The 14,491-nt window shown below is 71.8% G+C and carries 12 protein-coding genes and 1 pseudogene; 7 read left to right on the top strand and 6 right to left on the bottom strand.

Annotated features, from left to right (window positions below; translation table 11 throughout):
* Both GTY47_RS33820 and GTY47_RS33825 read left to right on the top strand, forming a co-directional pair.
* Positions 1–341, top strand: a pseudogene (locus tag GTY47_RS33820) (cytochrome ubiquinol oxidase subunit I); the annotation flags it as partial.
* Positions 338–745, top strand: a complete 408-nt coding sequence (locus tag GTY47_RS33825; RefSeq protein WP_102514931.1) for a hypothetical protein — start codon at positions 338–340, stop codon at positions 743–745. The pseudogene GTY47_RS33820 and the gene GTY47_RS33825, both read left to right, overlap by 4 nt.
* Here the strand turns inward: GTY47_RS33825 and GTY47_RS33830 are convergent.
* On the bottom strand, positions 694–1,584 hold the full coding sequence (locus GTY47_RS33830) for an NAD(P)-binding domain-containing protein (RefSeq protein ID WP_010040463.1): 891 nt from the start codon (positions 1,582–1,584) through the stop codon (positions 694–696). The two genes, GTY47_RS33825 and GTY47_RS33830, sit on opposite strands and share 52 nt — an antisense overlap.
* A 128-nt stretch (positions 1,585–1,712) precedes the next feature.
* Here GTY47_RS33830 and GTY47_RS33835 point away from each other — a divergent pair, with 128 nt between their 5' ends.
* Positions 1,713–2,726, top strand: a complete 1,014-nt coding sequence (locus tag GTY47_RS33835) for a helix-turn-helix domain-containing protein (RefSeq protein ID WP_029181213.1) — start codon at positions 1,713–1,715, stop codon at positions 2,724–2,726.
* A gap of 1 nt (position 2,727) precedes the next feature.
* On the opposite strand, the gene GTY47_RS33840 is transcribed toward GTY47_RS33835, so the two are convergent.
* The gene (locus GTY47_RS33840) at positions 2,728–3,387 is read right to left on the bottom strand and encodes a TetR/AcrR family transcriptional regulator (RefSeq protein ID WP_010040467.1); all 660 of its coding nucleotides are present in this window, start codon (positions 3,385–3,387) and stop codon (positions 2,728–2,730) included.
* Positions 3,388–3,550: 163 nt separating this feature from the next.
* Here GTY47_RS33840 and GTY47_RS33845 point away from each other — a divergent pair, with 163 nt between their 5' ends.
* A complete protein-coding gene (locus GTY47_RS33845; RefSeq protein ID WP_010040469.1) occupies positions 3,551–4,807 on the top strand; it encodes a YncE family protein in 1,257 nt (418 codons plus the stop codon).
* On the opposite strand, the gene GTY47_RS33850 is transcribed toward GTY47_RS33845, so the two are convergent.
* Entirely contained in the window at positions 4,800–6,659 is a 1,860-nt protein-coding gene (locus GTY47_RS33850) for a cellulase family glycosylhydrolase (RefSeq protein WP_010040470.1), read from the bottom strand. The genes GTY47_RS33845 and GTY47_RS33850 overlap by 8 nt on opposite strands.
* An 82-nt stretch (positions 6,660–6,741) precedes the next feature.
* Positions 6,742–8,715: a TetM/TetW/TetO/TetS family tetracycline resistance ribosomal protection protein gene (locus tag GTY47_RS33855; RefSeq protein WP_010040474.1), complete on the bottom strand. Its 1,974-nt coding sequence runs from the start codon at positions 8,713–8,715 to the stop codon at positions 6,742–6,744.
* Between the two features lie 185 nt (positions 8,716–8,900).
* Here GTY47_RS33855 and GTY47_RS33860 point away from each other — a divergent pair, with 185 nt between their 5' ends.
* Positions 8,901–10,064 (top strand): XdhC family protein, encoded by a 1,164-nt coding sequence (locus tag GTY47_RS33860; protein WP_010040477.1) that lies wholly within the window; start codon positions 8,901–8,903, stop codon positions 10,062–10,064.
* Here GTY47_RS33860 and GTY47_RS33865 read toward each other — a convergent pair.
* Positions 10,008–10,823 (bottom strand): methyltransferase domain-containing protein, encoded by an 816-nt coding sequence (locus GTY47_RS33865; RefSeq protein WP_010040479.1) that lies wholly within the window; start codon positions 10,821–10,823, stop codon positions 10,008–10,010. The two genes, GTY47_RS33860 and GTY47_RS33865, sit on opposite strands and share 57 nt — an antisense overlap.
* 49 nt (positions 10,824–10,872) lie before the next feature.
* On the bottom strand, positions 10,873–11,382 hold the full coding sequence (locus GTY47_RS33870) for a metallophosphoesterase (RefSeq protein WP_010040481.1): 510 nt from the start codon (positions 11,380–11,382) through the stop codon (positions 10,873–10,875).
* A gap of 210 nt (positions 11,383–11,592) precedes the next feature.
* On the opposite strand from GTY47_RS33870, the gene GTY47_RS33875 reads away from it, so the two are divergent.
* Positions 11,593–13,533, top strand: coding sequence for a glycosyltransferase family 2 protein (locus tag GTY47_RS33875; RefSeq protein ID WP_010040483.1), 1,941 nt, complete (start codon positions 11,593–11,595; stop codon positions 13,531–13,533).
* A 4-nt stretch (positions 13,534–13,537) separates the two neighbouring features.
* The gene (rfbC, locus tag GTY47_RS33880) at positions 13,538–14,146 is read left to right on the top strand and encodes a dTDP-4-dehydrorhamnose 3,5-epimerase (RefSeq protein ID WP_010040485.1); all 609 of its coding nucleotides are present in this window, start codon (positions 13,538–13,540) and stop codon (positions 14,144–14,146) included.
* The last annotated feature ends 345 nt before the right edge of the window (positions 14,147–14,491 follow it).

Genomic DNA, 14,491 nt, shown 5'->3' on the forward strand with positions numbered 1-14,491 from the left:
TCCAGCACTGGCTGGGCACGGAGGGCATGCAGCGGCGGATCCCCGACTACCTGGCGGTGGAGGGCCTGACGACGCTGAACACGGTGTCGACGATCAGCTCGTTCCTGCTCGGCATGTCGATGCTGCCGTTCTTCTACAACGTCTGGAAGACGGCCAAGTACGGCGAGCGGGTCACGGCCGACGACCCGTGGGGCTACGGCCGCTCCCTGGAGTGGGCGACCTCCTGCCCGCCGCCCCGCCACAACTTCGTCGCCCTCCCCCGGATCCGTAGTGAGTCCCCGGCGTTCGACCTGCACCGTGCGGACGTCGCGGCGGCGGAGCGGGAGCTGATGCACCGATGAGCGCCATGGAAGGGCTGCCCGTTGACATGCGGGCGTTCCACAACGAGGTCGAGGGCCATCTGCTGGCCGCTGCCGCACGCGAGGAGGCCCGTGCGGCCGCCGCGTGCTTCGCCGCCCGGCTCGACCGGCTGCCGGAAGCCCAACGGGAGGAGGTGGAGCGGCTGTTCGCCGCGGAGCACCTCGCTCTCGCCCGGGCCTCGTGGCAGCGAACAGCGCGGCGCGGGCAGGAACTGCGGGGCGAGTACGAGGCGGTGTACCGCAGGCTCCGCGCACGGCTGCCGGCCGGTCTGCTGCTGGGATGCGCACTGCTGGTGGCAGCGGATCTCGTGGTGCTGGTGTCGATCCAGGGCTGTCAGGCCTCGTTGCCGGCGGGATTCCTCAGGACCTCGATCAGGCTGGCGTAACTGTCCTGTCCGTGTCCGGCGGCGCCGGCCTTCTGCATGGCGGCCTTCAGGAGCTCGGGCAGCGCGTTGTCGATGCCCCGGGCCGCCGCCGCGTGGATGAGGTGGTCGATGGCCGCGATCTGCACGTCGACGGTGGCGTCGTCGCCCGGGTAACGGCCGGCGTCCACCTGCGGCGCGTACGTGGTGAGGAAGCCCGCCACCGTGTTCAGCCAGCGGATCGCGACCGGGGTGAAGGCGGTGGCGGACATCCCCTCGGCGCCGACCAGCGCGGTGCCGTGCAGCCAGCCGGTCATGGTGGCCCACATCAGGCCGAGCAGCGCGGCGTCGTAGAGGGAGGCGAGGCCGAGGTCGGTGCCCAGGTGGAGGGGGTCGCCGAGGGTCGCCAGGGTGGAGCGATGGGTTTCGAAGACCTCCCGGGAGCCGCTGTAGAGGAACATCACGGCGGGGTCGCCGACGCCGGGCGGGGTGGTCATGATGGCGCCGTCGAGGTACCCGGCTCCGTGCGAGTGGGCCCACTTGACGGCCTCCTGGGCCTGCTCAGGGGATCCGGAGGTGAGGTTGACGAGGGTTCTGCCCGCCAGCTCGGCCGCCGCCGGGTCGAGGACGGTGTACAGCGCCTCGTAGTCCAGCACGCAGGCGATGGTCAGGGGCGAGGCGGCGATCGCCTCCTGGGGGGTGCCGGCCAGGTGGGCGCCGCGCTCGACGAGGGGGCGGGCCTTGTCCGGGGAACGGTTCCACACGGTGGTCGGGTGGCCCCGGTCCAGCAGCGCGGCGGCCAGTGCCGATCCCATCGAGCCCAGTCCGACGACGGTGACCGGCCGGCGGTGTCCTGCGTTCATGCCCAACTCCTCGTGGTGGTCCAGTAGATGACGTGTGATCACGTACGGCCACGTTCGCAGGGCACGAAGATCGGGAACAGTGACAGCAGTGACGGCCTTCACCAAATTCCTGCCATAGGCTGCGGAGCATGAGTGCCGGTTCTGTCGCCGTGGTCGTGACCGAGGAGATCGGGGTCCCCTCGTGGGATCTGTACGAACTGAGCATCCCGTGCACCGTGTTCGGCAAGCCGCAGCCCGATCTGGCCGATCCCTGGTACGACCTGCGACTGTGCGGGACCGGGGCCGAGCCGGCGGCGGGGGACGGTCACGGCCTGAGCCTGCGCACCCGCTACGGGCTGGACGACCTGGTCGGTGCCGACACGGTGATCGTGCCTTCGGTGCCCGACCCGTGCGTCGAGGAGGGCAGGCCGCTGCCGCGGGAGCTGATCGCCGCCCTGCGCCGGGCTCATGACGCGGGCGCCCGCATGGTCTCCCTGTGCACGGGTGCCTTCGCGCTCGCCGAGGCGGGGCTGCTCGACGGACGGCGCGCCACCGCCCACTGGATGCACACCCCACAGCTGGCCGCGCGTTACCCGAAGGTGCACGTCGACGCGTCGGTGCTGTACGTGGACGACGGTGACGTGCTCACCAGCGCCGGACTGACCGCAGGTCTCGACCTGTGTCTGCATCTGGTGCGGCGGGATCTCGGCGCGCACGTCGCCAACCAGCTGGCGCGCCGCATGGTGGTGCCCGCCCACCGGCCGGGCGGGCAGGCGCAGTTCATCGAGTTGCCCGTGCCGGCCGGCGACGACGACGGGCTGGCGCCCGTCCTGGCATGGGCGCGGGCCCACCTGGACCGGCCGCTGACCGTGGCCGACCTGGCGCGCCGGGCCGCGATGAGCCCGCGTACGTTCTACCGGCGGCTTCAGGCCGCCACCGGGACGACACCGCTCCAGTGGCTCCTCGACCAACGGCTCGGGCGCGCCCGGTCACTGCTGGAGTCGACGGACCTGCCCATCGAGAAGGTCGGGGAGCTGAGCGGCCTCGGCACGGCCAACAATCTCCGCCACCACTTCCTCAAGCACCTCGGGGTGTCGCCCGGCGACTACCGGAGGGCGTTTCCCGGAGCCCGGGCGAACGGATCGGGAGGTACGCGGGCCTGAGTCACCCCCGTGGGGTCCAGCCCGGGGGCCGCAGGATCCCCAGCAGTTGCCGGACCAGTTCCTCGACGACCTCGTCCAGCGTCGCGTCGACCCAGCCGGCGCTCCAGTCGTGCAGCAGGCCGTTGACGCTGCCGATGAAACCCGTCGCCGCGAGGCGGTAGTCGCGGGGCGCCGCCTCCCCGCGCGCGGCGGCCGCCTGGGCCTCGGCGCAGATGAGGTCGACCCAGCCGGCCCGGCGGGCGAGCCGCTGCTCCTCCAGGCGCGGGCTGACGCCGATGATCTCGACGAAGGTGATGCGGATCCGGCGCGGATCGGCGGCGACGTTCCCGGCGTAGGCGCGGAAGATGGCGGTCGCCCGCTCGACGAGCGGCAGGTCCGCCGCACCGGCCGCAGCCTCCAGCACCGCCGCCTCGGCCCAGTCGTTGACCTGGAGGTGCAGCGCCGCGAGCACGTCCTCCAGGGTGCGGAACTCCTCGTAGAACTGACGGGTGGACAGCCCGGCCGCCTCGCTGAGCGCCGCGACGGTGGTGGCGCGGAAGCCGGGGGTGTCGCCGAAGAGTTGGAGCGCGGCGTCCAGGAACCGCCGGCGCCGCTCGGCCTGCCGCTCCTCGGCGGTCTTCCCGCCGTAGCGGCCGGTCGGCGCTCTGAGTCTGCCCGGCACCGGCTCTCCCCCTGTCGCTCGAACACCCGTCTTCGCCCGCACACGATTTTGTCGTGGACGCGGTCTTGTGGAGAAGGCCACCCCTTCCTTACTTTGCAGTAAGTTGACTCTGAAAGTACGTGTGTTCAGATTCCTCACCCCACCCGCAGAGGAGGGATCAGCCATGCCCGTCTTCCGACGACGGCACCTGTGCTCCCTGACCGCCGCCCTCGCCCTGAGCGCCACCGTTCCCGCGACCGCCGCCCGCGCGGACACGCCCGACGCCTCCGCCGCACTGCGTCAGGTGCTGTTCGTGGGCAACAACTGGGAGGGCACCGCCGATGTCATCAAGTCCACCGGCGACTTCGCGAAGATAGGCCGGATCAACGTCGTTCCCGACAAGGACGAGCGGATGGCGGAGATCAACGCCGATCCGATCAGGTGGATCGCCTTCATGACGATCCGCAACACCGTCGGCGAGGGACACGACCAGTTCGTCGACGACATGTACTCCACCCCGGACGGGAAGTCGGTGGTCGTCTCCCGGCCCAGCTTCGCCGACGTCGTCTCGATCGACCTCGCCTCCGGGCGGATCAACTGGCGCTTCCCGGTGTCCGGTTTCCGCGCCGACCACATGGCCGTCTCCCCCGACGGCACACGGGTCGCCGTGTCGGCGTCCACCGGCAACACCGTGCACGTGCTGGACATCGTGACCGGCAAGCAGCTCGGCAAGGCACCCACCGGTGACAAGCCGCACGAGAACATCTTCACCAAGGACGGCAAGTACATCTACAACATGTCGATCGGCGACGTGAACACGCAGACCGACGCGCCCTGGCTGGACTGGACGAAGGGCGACCGCCGCATCACGGTCATCGACGCGACCACGTATCAGCAGGTCAAGGTCATCGACATGCGCCCGCGCCTGGACGCCGTCGGGCTGAAGGACTTCTCCGACGCGGTCCGGCCTGCGGTGTTCTCGCCGGACGAGTCGAAGCTGTACTTCCAGGTGTCGTTCTTCAACGGGTTCTTCGAGTACGACCTGGCCGGCGACAAGATCACCCGCACGAAGACCCTGCCGAAGAACCCGGCGACCAGCGACGACCGCACCACCTTCGTCAACGACTCACGCCACCACGGCCTTTCGATGAGCCCGGACGGCAGCAAGCTGTGCGTGGCGGGGACCATGGACGACTACGCCACGGTCGTCGACCGCAGCACCCTCCAGGAGGGTCCGCTCGTCACCGCCGCCAAGCCCTACTGGGCCACGGTCAGCGGTGACGGCAAGAGCTGCGTCGTCTCCGAGAGCGGCTCCGACCAGGTCACGGCCATCGACTTCGCCACCGGGAAGAAGACCGTGTCCGTGCCGGTCGGGGACCACCCGCAGCGCGTCCGGCTCGGTCATGTGCAGGCCGGCTGGACGAGCCCGTCCGCTAGTTGACCTCCTTCGCGGCCCACGTCCTCAGCTCGGAGCGGGCCGCGTTCAGCAGTTCCGCCGAGGGAGCCGCCGCCCCGTTGGTCACCAGCGCGTAGTGCAGGACGCCCGAGTCCGGCGCGGTGAGCAGCAGGCGGCGGCTTCCCGTGCCGCCGGGCTCCTGGGCCACGCCGACCGGGGTCGTCGAGGTGTACGCGGGCGGGGCGTGGACCGTGCCCAGGTCGGAGACGACCGTGGTGGAGGCGTTCGGGAAGCTCGCCGGCAGGTGCAGTTCGGTGGGCGCCGTGCTGCCGTTCGAGCGCCACAGCAGCAGCCCGTACTGTCCGGAACCCACCAGCTGCCGCACGTTCGGCAGCGAGTCCGGCACCGGGTTCCAGGTCAGGGTCGCGGAGCCGTCGCGGGAGCGGTCCTCGTAGGTGAAGCCGACGGTCGTGCCGGCCGTGGCGCTCGGGTAGAGGCGGTCCAGGAGCCGGGCGTCCTGGCGCAGCACCGGCTTGCCCGAGTCGTCGAGGCGTACGGCGGACAGGTCCTCGTCGTTCCAGGCGTCACCGGCGGTGAGCACCTTGTCGGGGTTGCCGTTCATCAGCTCGCGGTGGCGGCCGTTGTAGATGTCCCACTGCCACTGCGTCCCGGAGAGCACCGGCCCCGAGGCCGCCGGGTCGGACCACCAGTCGGACCCCTTCCGGGGTGAGTCGAGGGCCTGGTACATCGCCTTGAGGACGGTCGGCGCCTTGTCGGAGACCGTGCCCGTGAGCGGGTGCCCGAACTCGCTGATCACGGCGGCCGTCCGGGCGGCGGCGGCCCGGTCGCGGACCGTCCGGAAGTCGTTCACGTACTGGCCGTCGGCCGCCTTTCCCCACATGAAGACGCCGGAGATGGCCTTCTGGTCGTAGAAGTGGGTGTTGAACACATAGCGCGGTCCGAGCTTTCCGGCGTCGAGCAGGCCGCCCTCCTGCTTCTGGAAGTCGAGGTTGGCGTTCCAGAACAGGTTCGGTTCCACGAAGGCGGGCTTGTCCCGCCAGCCGGCCGCGTCCATGCGGGCCCGGAACTTCTCGAAGAACGGCCACAGCACGTCCTTCTCCCAGGCGCGGCTGGTCTGCCCGGAGTCGTAGACGCCCGCGTGCGGCTCGTTGTAGGGGTCGAAGCCGACGACACCCCTGAACTGGTCGGCGCTCAGGTGCTGTTCGACGTACGCCATGGTCTTCTCGGCGGTGGCGAGGAAGGCGTCCTGCACACCGTGGGCGTTGTGCCAGAAGTCGTAGGACGCCCGCTTCACGGCCTCGTTCTGGGTGATGTTCTGCCCCCAGAAGAGGCAGATCCCGCAGGACTCGTCCGGGTAGTTCCCGGCGTCCACCGCCCACTTGGGCGCGCCGTCGCCGGTGTACCAGCTGTCGGTGTCGAAGAGGTGCCGGGAGTAGAGGTCCTGGTGGAAGTCGGGGTAGACGCGGATGCCGGCGTCGAGGAACGCCTCCATCTGGTCGGTGGCGGCCGCCAGGTAGGCGGTGTCCACCTTGCCGCGCTCGGGCTCGGCGTACGCCCAGGAGAGCAGGAAGCGGACGGTGTTGCCGCCGCCGAGGGCGCGCAGGGCGGTCGCCGACTTGCGCGCGTCGGCGACGGAGGCGAAGGGCAGACCGCCGTTCTCCGCCAGCTTGGTCTCGCCGGAGACGTTGTAGCCGCGCAGTACGACCTCTCGGCCGGAGTCGTCGGTGAAGCGGCCGTTTCGCACGGTCACCGTCGGGTCGTCGAACCAGAGGGAGCCGGGAGGAGGCGCGGCGGTGGCCGGCGGGACGCCCGCCACCGACACGGAGCCGAAGAGGACGGCCAGGACAACCAGCAGACGTACTCGGATAGTCGGCATGTCCACTACAGTCCGGTGATATCAGGACACCGTCAACACCCCTGACTCTGGAGTAAGTTCCCTCTCGGACAGCTCGCACACCTCAACCGCCCACCCTTCGTGTCACGTTCAACAAGTACTCCTTCCTGTTCAGCGGGTTGTGGTCGGTGCGCGGACGCTCGGGAATCGTGCCGTGCATGACTGGCGCATAGTGGTCGAAGGCGCTCTCCAGTTCTCCCTCCCCGCGGGTCATCCCCGGAAGCAGGTGTCCGAGGGCGTGCACCCGCGCCGCCGGCACGGTGCCTTCGAGGACGCACAGGTCGCCCCGGGTCCGCGTCGTCTCCGGTACGGCCGCGAGCCCGGCCAGGGCCGGCAGCAGGGCACCGAGGGTGTCGGCCGGGGCCTCGATGCGGAAGCGGTGCATCGGCTCGTGGACCCGGGTGCCGGCCCGCCGCAGCGCCTCGACGAGCACCAGCGGTGTGACGCCGCGGAAGTCGGCCCCGGTGCTCGACATGCTCTTGTCGAAGCCCTGGTGGGCGTGGCTCTGGCGGGGTGAGTAGCCGCTGTGGGTCATGGTGACCGTGCAGTCGGTGACCTGCCAGCCGTGCAGCCCCTGGCCGAGGGTCTCGCGGACGGTGTCCTCGACGGCCTTGAAGAAGGCGTACGGCATGGAGCCGAGCTCCACCTCCAGCCGGAAGCCGACGCCCGAGCCGACCGGCGCGGGATCGACGCGCAGGCCGACCGTCGCGAGGAACGGGTTCGGGTCCTTCTTGTTGAACTCCACGGCATGCCCGGTGCCGACGAGCCGCTCGACGCACAGCGGGGTGGTCTCGCGGAAGGTGACGTGGAGACCGTACTCGTCGGCCAGGGTGGCCTGGATGACCTCCTTCTGCACCTCGCCGTAGAGGGAGACGGAGGTCTCCTGCCGGTGTTCGTCGTGACGCAGGCCGATCAGCGGGTCCTGTTCCGCGAGCTGGGTGAGCGCGAGGTGGAGCGCGCCTCTGTTCACACCGGGGCCGGGGACGACGACCGTCTCCAGGGTGGGCGGGGCGAAGAAGTGCTCGTACGCCTTGCGGGGGTCGCCGATCGCGTCGCCGATCCTGATGTCGGCGAGACCCCACAGCCGGGCGATCTGTCCGGCGTGGACCGCGTCGGCGCGGGTGTCCGTGCCACGGCCGAAGACGCTGATTCCGGTGATCCTGCCTTCGGCGCCGTCCGCTCCGCAGGGGATCCGGTCGCGGGTGCGCAGGGTGCCGGAGAACATCCGGGCGTAGGCGACCTTCTCCCCCGCCGGGCCCCGCTCGACCTTGAACACGCTGCCGGAGACCGGCCCGTCCGGGTCCCCGTCGGCGGCCGGCAGCAGTTCCTCGATGCCGGTCAGGAGCGCCTCCACGCCCGCGCCGGTGGCTGCGGAGCCGAAGAAGACCGGGTGGACCAGGGCCTCACGGGTCCGCGCGACGAGGGACCCGCGCAGGAGGGCGTCGGTGACGGTGTCCTCGACGTACGCGGACAGCAGGGCGTCGTCGTACTCGGTCAGGACGTCGAGGGCGGCGGCCGGGCCGGGCCCCGGGGTGAAGCGGGCCGCGCGCGTGCCGAGGCCGGTGACTGTTCCCATGGGCACGATCGCGGGTGTCAGGCGGGCCGAGACCGAGCGCAGCACCTCCGCCTCCCGCGCCCCACGCCGGTCGATCTTGTTGACGAAGAGCAGGGTCGGGATGCGCAGCCGCTGGAGGGTCCGCATCAGCACCCGCGTCTGGGCCTGCACCCCTTCGACGGCGGAGATCACGAGGACGGCGCCGTCCAGCACACCGAGCACACGCTCCACCTCGGCGATGAAGTCCGGGTGACCGGGTGTGTCGATGAGGTTGACCGTCACACCGTCGAGCGGGAACGAGACGACGGCGGACTTGATGGTGATGCCACGCTGCCGCTCCAGCGCGAGGGTGTCGGTACGGGTGTTGCCGTCGTCGACGCGGCCGACCTCGTCGATCACCCCGGCCGCGTGCAGCAGCCGCTCGGTCAGACTGGTCTTACCTGCGTCGACATGGGCGAGAATGCCGAGGTTGAGCAAGTGCACGAAGCGTCATGTCCTTCGGAGAGAGAGCCGTTCCTGTCTGGGGGGACATGGACGCAGTGCGCATCTGAGGCTCCTCGGGACTCGGTGACGTCGTCGACCCGTGCAGTGCAGCAGACCGGCCCGGTGGGCCACAACGGATTTTCCGCCGGCGGGGAACCCGGTGGGCTGCGTGGAAGGAGCTGGTCGTGCGTGACATCCTCCCGGTGCTCGGCCGCTGGTACGCCGCCGGGCTCCCGTTCGGCCTGGCGACGGTCGTCGAGGTCAGCCGCAGTGCGCCGCGCGACCCGGGCGCGGCGATGGCGGTGGGTCCGGACGAGGAGGTCGTGGGCAGTGTGTCCGGGGGCTGCGTCGAGGGCGCGGTTTTCGGACTGGCGCAGGAGGTCGTGGCGAGCGGCGAGGCCCGGCTGGAGACCTTCGGCTACAGCGACGAGGACGCCTTCGCCGTCGGCCTGACCTGCGGCGGCGAGATCACGCTGCTCGTGCGGCCCGTCACGCCTGAGCTGGATCCCGCCTTCGGCACGGTCGTGGACCGCGTCGCGGAAGGAAAGCCGGTGACCGTGGCGACGGTGACCGACGGCCCGGCACCGCGCGGGGCGGCGCTCGCCGTCCGGCCGGACCGGGTGTCGGGCACGCTGGGCGGGAGCGGCCTGGACGCGGCCGTCACCGCCGACGCGCGCGGCGAGCTCGCTCTCGGCGCCACCGGCCTGCGGCACTACGGGCCTCAGGGGCAGCGCCGCGAGGACTCCGTCACCGTGTTCCTCCAGTCCTTCGCACCCCCACCGCGGATGCTGGTCTTCGGCGCGATCGACTACGCGGCGGCCGTCGCCCGCATCGGGGACTTCCTCGGCTACCGGGTCACCGTCTGTGACGCCCGCCCCGTCTTCGCCACGCCCCGGCGCTTCCCCCAGGGTGTCGAGGTGGTCGCCGAGTGGCCGCACCGCTATCTGCGGGACACGGACACCGACGAGCGCACGGTCGTCTGCGTCCTCACGCACGACCCCAAGTTCGACGTGCCGCTGCTCCAGGAGGCACTGCGCCGGCCCGCCGCCTACATCGGGGCGATGGGCAGCCGCCGTACCCACGCCGACCGGGCGGAGCGGCTGGCCGAGGCCGGGCTCACCGAGCGGGAGCTGTCCCGGCTGCGCTCACCGGTCGGGCTCGACCTCGGGGCCCGTACGCCCGAGGAGGTGGCGGTGTCCGTCGCCGCGGAGATCATCGCGTTGCGCTGGGGCGGCAGCGGGGCGCCGCTCACCGCCACTCAGGGAGCGGTGCATCGCCCCGCCCCCGGTGAGTCAGGACCGCGAGCCGTCGTCGACGGGCCGTCGGCCCCAGGCCGAGATCATCGGTGAGGTCGCGAGGTCGAGGCGCCCCGCCTCGACACTGGCGAGGTGCCGCTCGATCTCCTCGTCCGTGGCGAGGCCCTCGGCGACGAGCTGGTCCCGCACCTGCCGGACCGTGGCCGCCTCCAGGACGTCGCAGGCGGGCGAGGTGATCGGGAAGTAGGCGTCGGCCTCGACCTCGGCGAGGCCGGCCTCGCGCAGCAGTCGCGGCAGCCTGCGGCCGTAGGCCAGGTCGGCACCACGCTGCCGCAGCAGCCGGCGGAAGCCGCTGCGGAGCCGGTTGGCCAGCTCCTGCTCGGGGCCGTACTCGTCGGGGCAGATCAGCGGCTGGAGCGCGGGGTCGGCGTCCTCGACCAGCAGCACGCCACCGGGGCGCAACGACTGGACCAGCGTGCGCAGCGCGGCGTCGCGCCCGGTCACGTGGACCAGGACGAGGCGGGCGTGGATCAGGTCGAAGGGCCCGGCCGGGGGTTCGTCGCGGCCGACGTCGTGGCGGAGCACCTCGACACCCTCGGTGGCGGCAGCCTCCGTCCAGGACACGTCGATGTCCGTGGCGAGCACGCGCCCGCCCGGTCCGACGCGCTCGCGGAGCCACGCGGCGACACTCGGTCCGCCGGCCCCGACCTCCCAGCAGTGCCACCCCTCGGCGACGCCGACCTGCTCGAAGTGGCGGAACGTCGAGGCGTCGAAGAGAGCGGCCAGCGCGTCGAAGCGGGTCCCGGCCTCGGCCTGCCGGTTGTCCAGGAGGTATCCCTTGTCCTGCGCCATGGGCCGATCATGTCACGGCGGTTCCCCGGGCGGCCGGGCCCGGCCGGAGTCAGCGGGGTGTGCGGGGCGGCAGCCGGTGCAGTTCCACGTCGGTGAGCCGGCCGTCGGCGACGGTGGCGGTCAGGTACGTGCAGTGGGGCTGGCGGCGGCGGTCCGTCGGCGAACCCGGGTTGAGCAGGCGCAGGCCGGTCGGGGCCGTGGTGTCCCAGGGGATGTGGCTGTGGCCGAAGACCAGCACGTCGAGGTCGGGGAAGCGGGCGGCGCAGCGCTTCTCCCGGCCCTGGGCGGGGCCGGTCTCGTGGATCACGCCGAAGCGCAGCCCGCCCAGTTCCGCGTACGCCACCTCGGGCAGCCGGGCCCGCAGGTCCGGCCCGTCGTTGTTGCCGTACACGCCGACGAGCCTGCGGCAGCGGTCCTCCAGCAGGTCGAGGGTGGCCGTGTCGACCCAGTCGCCGGCGTGGAACACGACGTCGGCGTGCGGGAGTTCGGCCAGCAGGGGGGCGGGCAGGACCTTGGCCCGCTTGGGCAGGTGAGTATCCGACATGAAAAGCAGGCGCACATCCTCACCCTAGAGGCGTTCCACCGCCCCGTCCGGGAACCCGGTCGACCTTGAAACAGACGGACTGGGCAGCTCAGTTGCTCCGGCGGCGGAGATGATCACGGCCCGGTCTCGAAAGGTGAGGCTGCGTCGCCGACCGGGTTAGCATCGGGCAACGCGCAGTACAACAGGACGTCTACGGCAAGCGACCCGAAGGGGCCCGGAAACCCGATGCCGGTCAAGGTCAGCGTCATCGTCCCCGTGTACAACCCGGGGATCTACATCGAGGACTGCATCGCCTCGCTCCAGAGGCAGTCGCTGCCTCCCGACGAGTACGAGGTGATCTTCGTCGACGACGGCTCGACCGACGAGACGCCGGCCCGGCTCGACGCGCTCGCCGCCGAGGACCCCCGGGTGAAGGTCATCCACCAGGAGAACTCCGGCTGGTCGGGCAAGCCCCGCAACGTGGGCATCGAGGCCTCCCGCGGCGAGTTCGTCATGTTCGTCGACAACGACGACTACCTGGGCGACGAGGCCCTGGAGCGGATGTACGACTACGGCGTGGCCCACGGCGCCGATGTCGTCGTGGGCAAGATGGCCGGCAAGGGCCGCGGGGTGCCGGTGGAGCTGTTCCGCCGCAACCATCCGCGCGCCACCGTCGAGAACGCACCGCTCATCGACAGCCTCACCCCGCACAAGATGTTCCGCCGTGCCTTCCTGGACCGCATCGGCCTGCGCTTCCCGGAGGGCAGACGGCGCCTGGAGGACCACGTCTTCATCGCCGAGGCGTATCTGCGCGCGGAGAACGTCTCCGTGCTCAGCGACTACGTCTGCTACTACCACCTCCGGCGGGACGACGGCTCCAACGCCGGTTTCGAGCGCTTCGATCCGGTCGGCTACTTCAAGAACCTCCGTGAGGCCCTCGACGTCGTCGAGCGGTACACCGAGCCCGGGCCGGTGCGCGACAAGCTCTTCCGGCGCTGGCTGCGCGTGGAGATGGTCGAGCGGCTGCGGGCCCGGCGGTTCCTGAAGCTGCCGGACGACTACCGCAGGGAGCTGTTCGCCGAGATCCACGAGGTCGTCGTGGAGCGGTTCGGTCCCGGCGTCGCGGCCGGGCTCCAGCCCACGCAGCAGGTCGTCGCCGCGCTGACCGCGGCCGACCGGTACGACGACGTCGTGTCCTTCGCCGAGTGGGAGGCCGGTGTCGCTCCCAAGGCGGCCCCCGGACACGTGGAGTGGCGGGACGGCTCCCTCAGCATCGGCTTCACGGCGGAGTACACCTCCGGCGGCGAGCCGATGACCTTCCCGGCCGACGCCGAGGCGACACCGCTGGACGACGCGCCCAAGGACGTCACGGAGGCGGTGGAGTGGGTGGCCTCGCAGACCGCCGCGCGCTTCGGTCAGGCCACCGCCGACCTGCTGCTGCGGGAGCGGTCCAGTGCCGCGCAGTACTTCCAGCCCGTGCGGTTCACCCGCGAGACCGTGCCCGTCGAGGACGGCGAGGGAGTCCGGTTCGTGCTGCGGGCGACCGCCACCGTCGATCCGGCCGACCTGCCGAAGGACGGCGTCTGGGACGCGCTCGTCCGGGTCAAGCTGGGCGGCTGGACCAAGGAATGCCGGCTGGGTCCGGCGCCGATGGCGAGCCGGCCCACACCGGATGCCGGGGTCGTCGGGGGGCGTCCGGCGCTGCCGTACTGGACGGAGCCGCACGGCAACCTCTCCCTGGAGCTCGGCACGCGGGGCAAGCGGCTCGGGCTGGGCCGCGTGCAGCAGTCCGCCGTCACCGTCACCGATGACCAGGTGCGTGTACGGCTTCCGCTGTACGTCCCCGGCGACACCGAGGTGCGGCTGCGGCTCGTCTCCCCCCAGCAGATGATCGAGACGCCCGGCACGCTCTCCCCCGCCACGGACGGGACGGGGGCGGTGCTGGCGGCGGCCCTGCCCGCGCAGGGCATCTCGCGCGGCGTCTGGCGGGTGGCCCTGTGCCTGGCCCCGGACACGGCCCGGCCGCCGTACACCGGGCTGCCGTTCGCGCTGCGCGCGTCGGGCGGCCGGGTGCGGGTGGCGCCCGTGCCGCAGCCCGGTGTCGCGCTGCGGGTGGCGCGGCGTGCGCGGCGGGTGCTCGGTGCCGCGCGCCGGAAGGTTTCCCGTCTCAGGATCGGAGGGCAGTGACAGCATGCGACCACTGGGGATAGAGGGCGCCTGGGTTCTGGAGCCCAAGGTCTTCCCGGACGACCGGGGCAGCTTCCACGAGTGGTACCGGGGTGCGGAGTTCCGTGAGGCCACGGGCTACGACCTGTCCCTGGCCCAGGCCAACTGCTCGGTCTCCCGGCGGGGCGTGCTGCGGGGTGTGCACTTCGCGGATGTGCCGCCCAGCCAGGCCAAGTACGTCACGTGTGTGCGCGGTGCCGTCCTGGACGTGGTGATCGACATCCGCGTGGGCTCCCCCACCTACCGCCGGTGGGAGGCCGTACGGCTCGACGAGGACACCCGGCACGCGGTGTTCCTCGCGGAGGGGCTGGGCCACGCGTTCATGGCCCTGACGGACGACGCGACGGTGGTGTACCTGTGCTCGGCCGGCTACGCCCCGGAACGCGAACACGGCATCCACCCGCTCGACCCGGCCCTGGGCATCGAGTGGCCCGACGGAATCGAGCCGCTCCTCTCCCCGAAGGACGACCAGGCCCCGACCCTGGCCGAGGCGGAACGCCAGGGCTTGTTGCCGTCGTACGAGGCCTGCCTGGCGTACTACGAGGAGCTGCGGGGCGGGCGGCGGGACGGCTGACGTCGGCTTCCGCTTCGGCACGCGGGGCGTTGCGGGCCCGGACGGGGCGCGCATCGCCCGGGGCCGGTCCAGAGGGGTCTGACGGGGTCGTGCCGGGCTCGGGACGATCGAGGTCGGGCAGGCGCGGGCCGGTGCGGCGGTGCAGCATCCGTGCGAGCACGAGGTTCCCGGCCTGGCGTGCGCGGGCCACGCGCCCCGGCCCTGCGAACGCCGCCGCACGAGGTGCGGGGCGGCCTCGCCGGCCCGCACCTCGTGCGGCGCGCAGTGCTTGAGGCCGGCGCCCGCCGTGGCACGGAGAGGCTCACTTCCTCGACACGCCGCAGGTCCGGTCCGCGCGGCGCCCAC

The organism is Streptomyces sp. SID5464, from assembly GCF_009862985.1.
GTDB lineage: Bacteria > Actinomycetota > Actinomycetes > Streptomycetales > Streptomycetaceae > Streptomyces > Streptomyces chartreusis_D.

Excerpts from the sequence above, each read along its gene's own strand:
- GTY47_RS33825 (WP_102514931.1), top strand. The coding sequence starts at position 338 with ATGAGCGCCATGGAAGGGCTGCCCGTTGACATGCGGGCGTTCCACAAC.
- GTY47_RS33830 (WP_010040463.1), bottom strand. The coding sequence starts at position 1,584 with ATGAACGCAGGACACCGCCGGCCGGTCACCGTCGTCGGACTGGGCTCG.
- GTY47_RS33835 (WP_029181213.1), top strand. The coding sequence starts at position 1,713 with ATGAGTGCCGGTTCTGTCGCCGTGGTCGTGACCGAGGAGATCGGGGTC.
- GTY47_RS33845 (WP_010040469.1), top strand. The coding sequence starts at position 3,551 with ATGCCCGTCTTCCGACGACGGCACCTGTGCTCCCTGACCGCCGCCCTC.
- GTY47_RS33850 (WP_010040470.1), bottom strand. The coding sequence starts at position 6,659 with ATGCCGACTATCCGAGTACGTCTGCTGGTTGTCCTGGCCGTCCTCTTC.
- GTY47_RS33865 (WP_010040479.1), bottom strand. The coding sequence starts at position 10,823 with ATGGCGCAGGACAAGGGATACCTCCTGGACAACCGGCAGGCCGAGGCC.
- GTY47_RS33875 (WP_010040483.1), top strand. The coding sequence starts at position 11,593 with ATGCCGGTCAAGGTCAGCGTCATCGTCCCCGTGTACAACCCGGGGATC.
- rfbC (WP_010040485.1), top strand. The coding sequence starts at position 13,538 with ATGCGACCACTGGGGATAGAGGGCGCCTGGGTTCTGGAGCCCAAGGTC.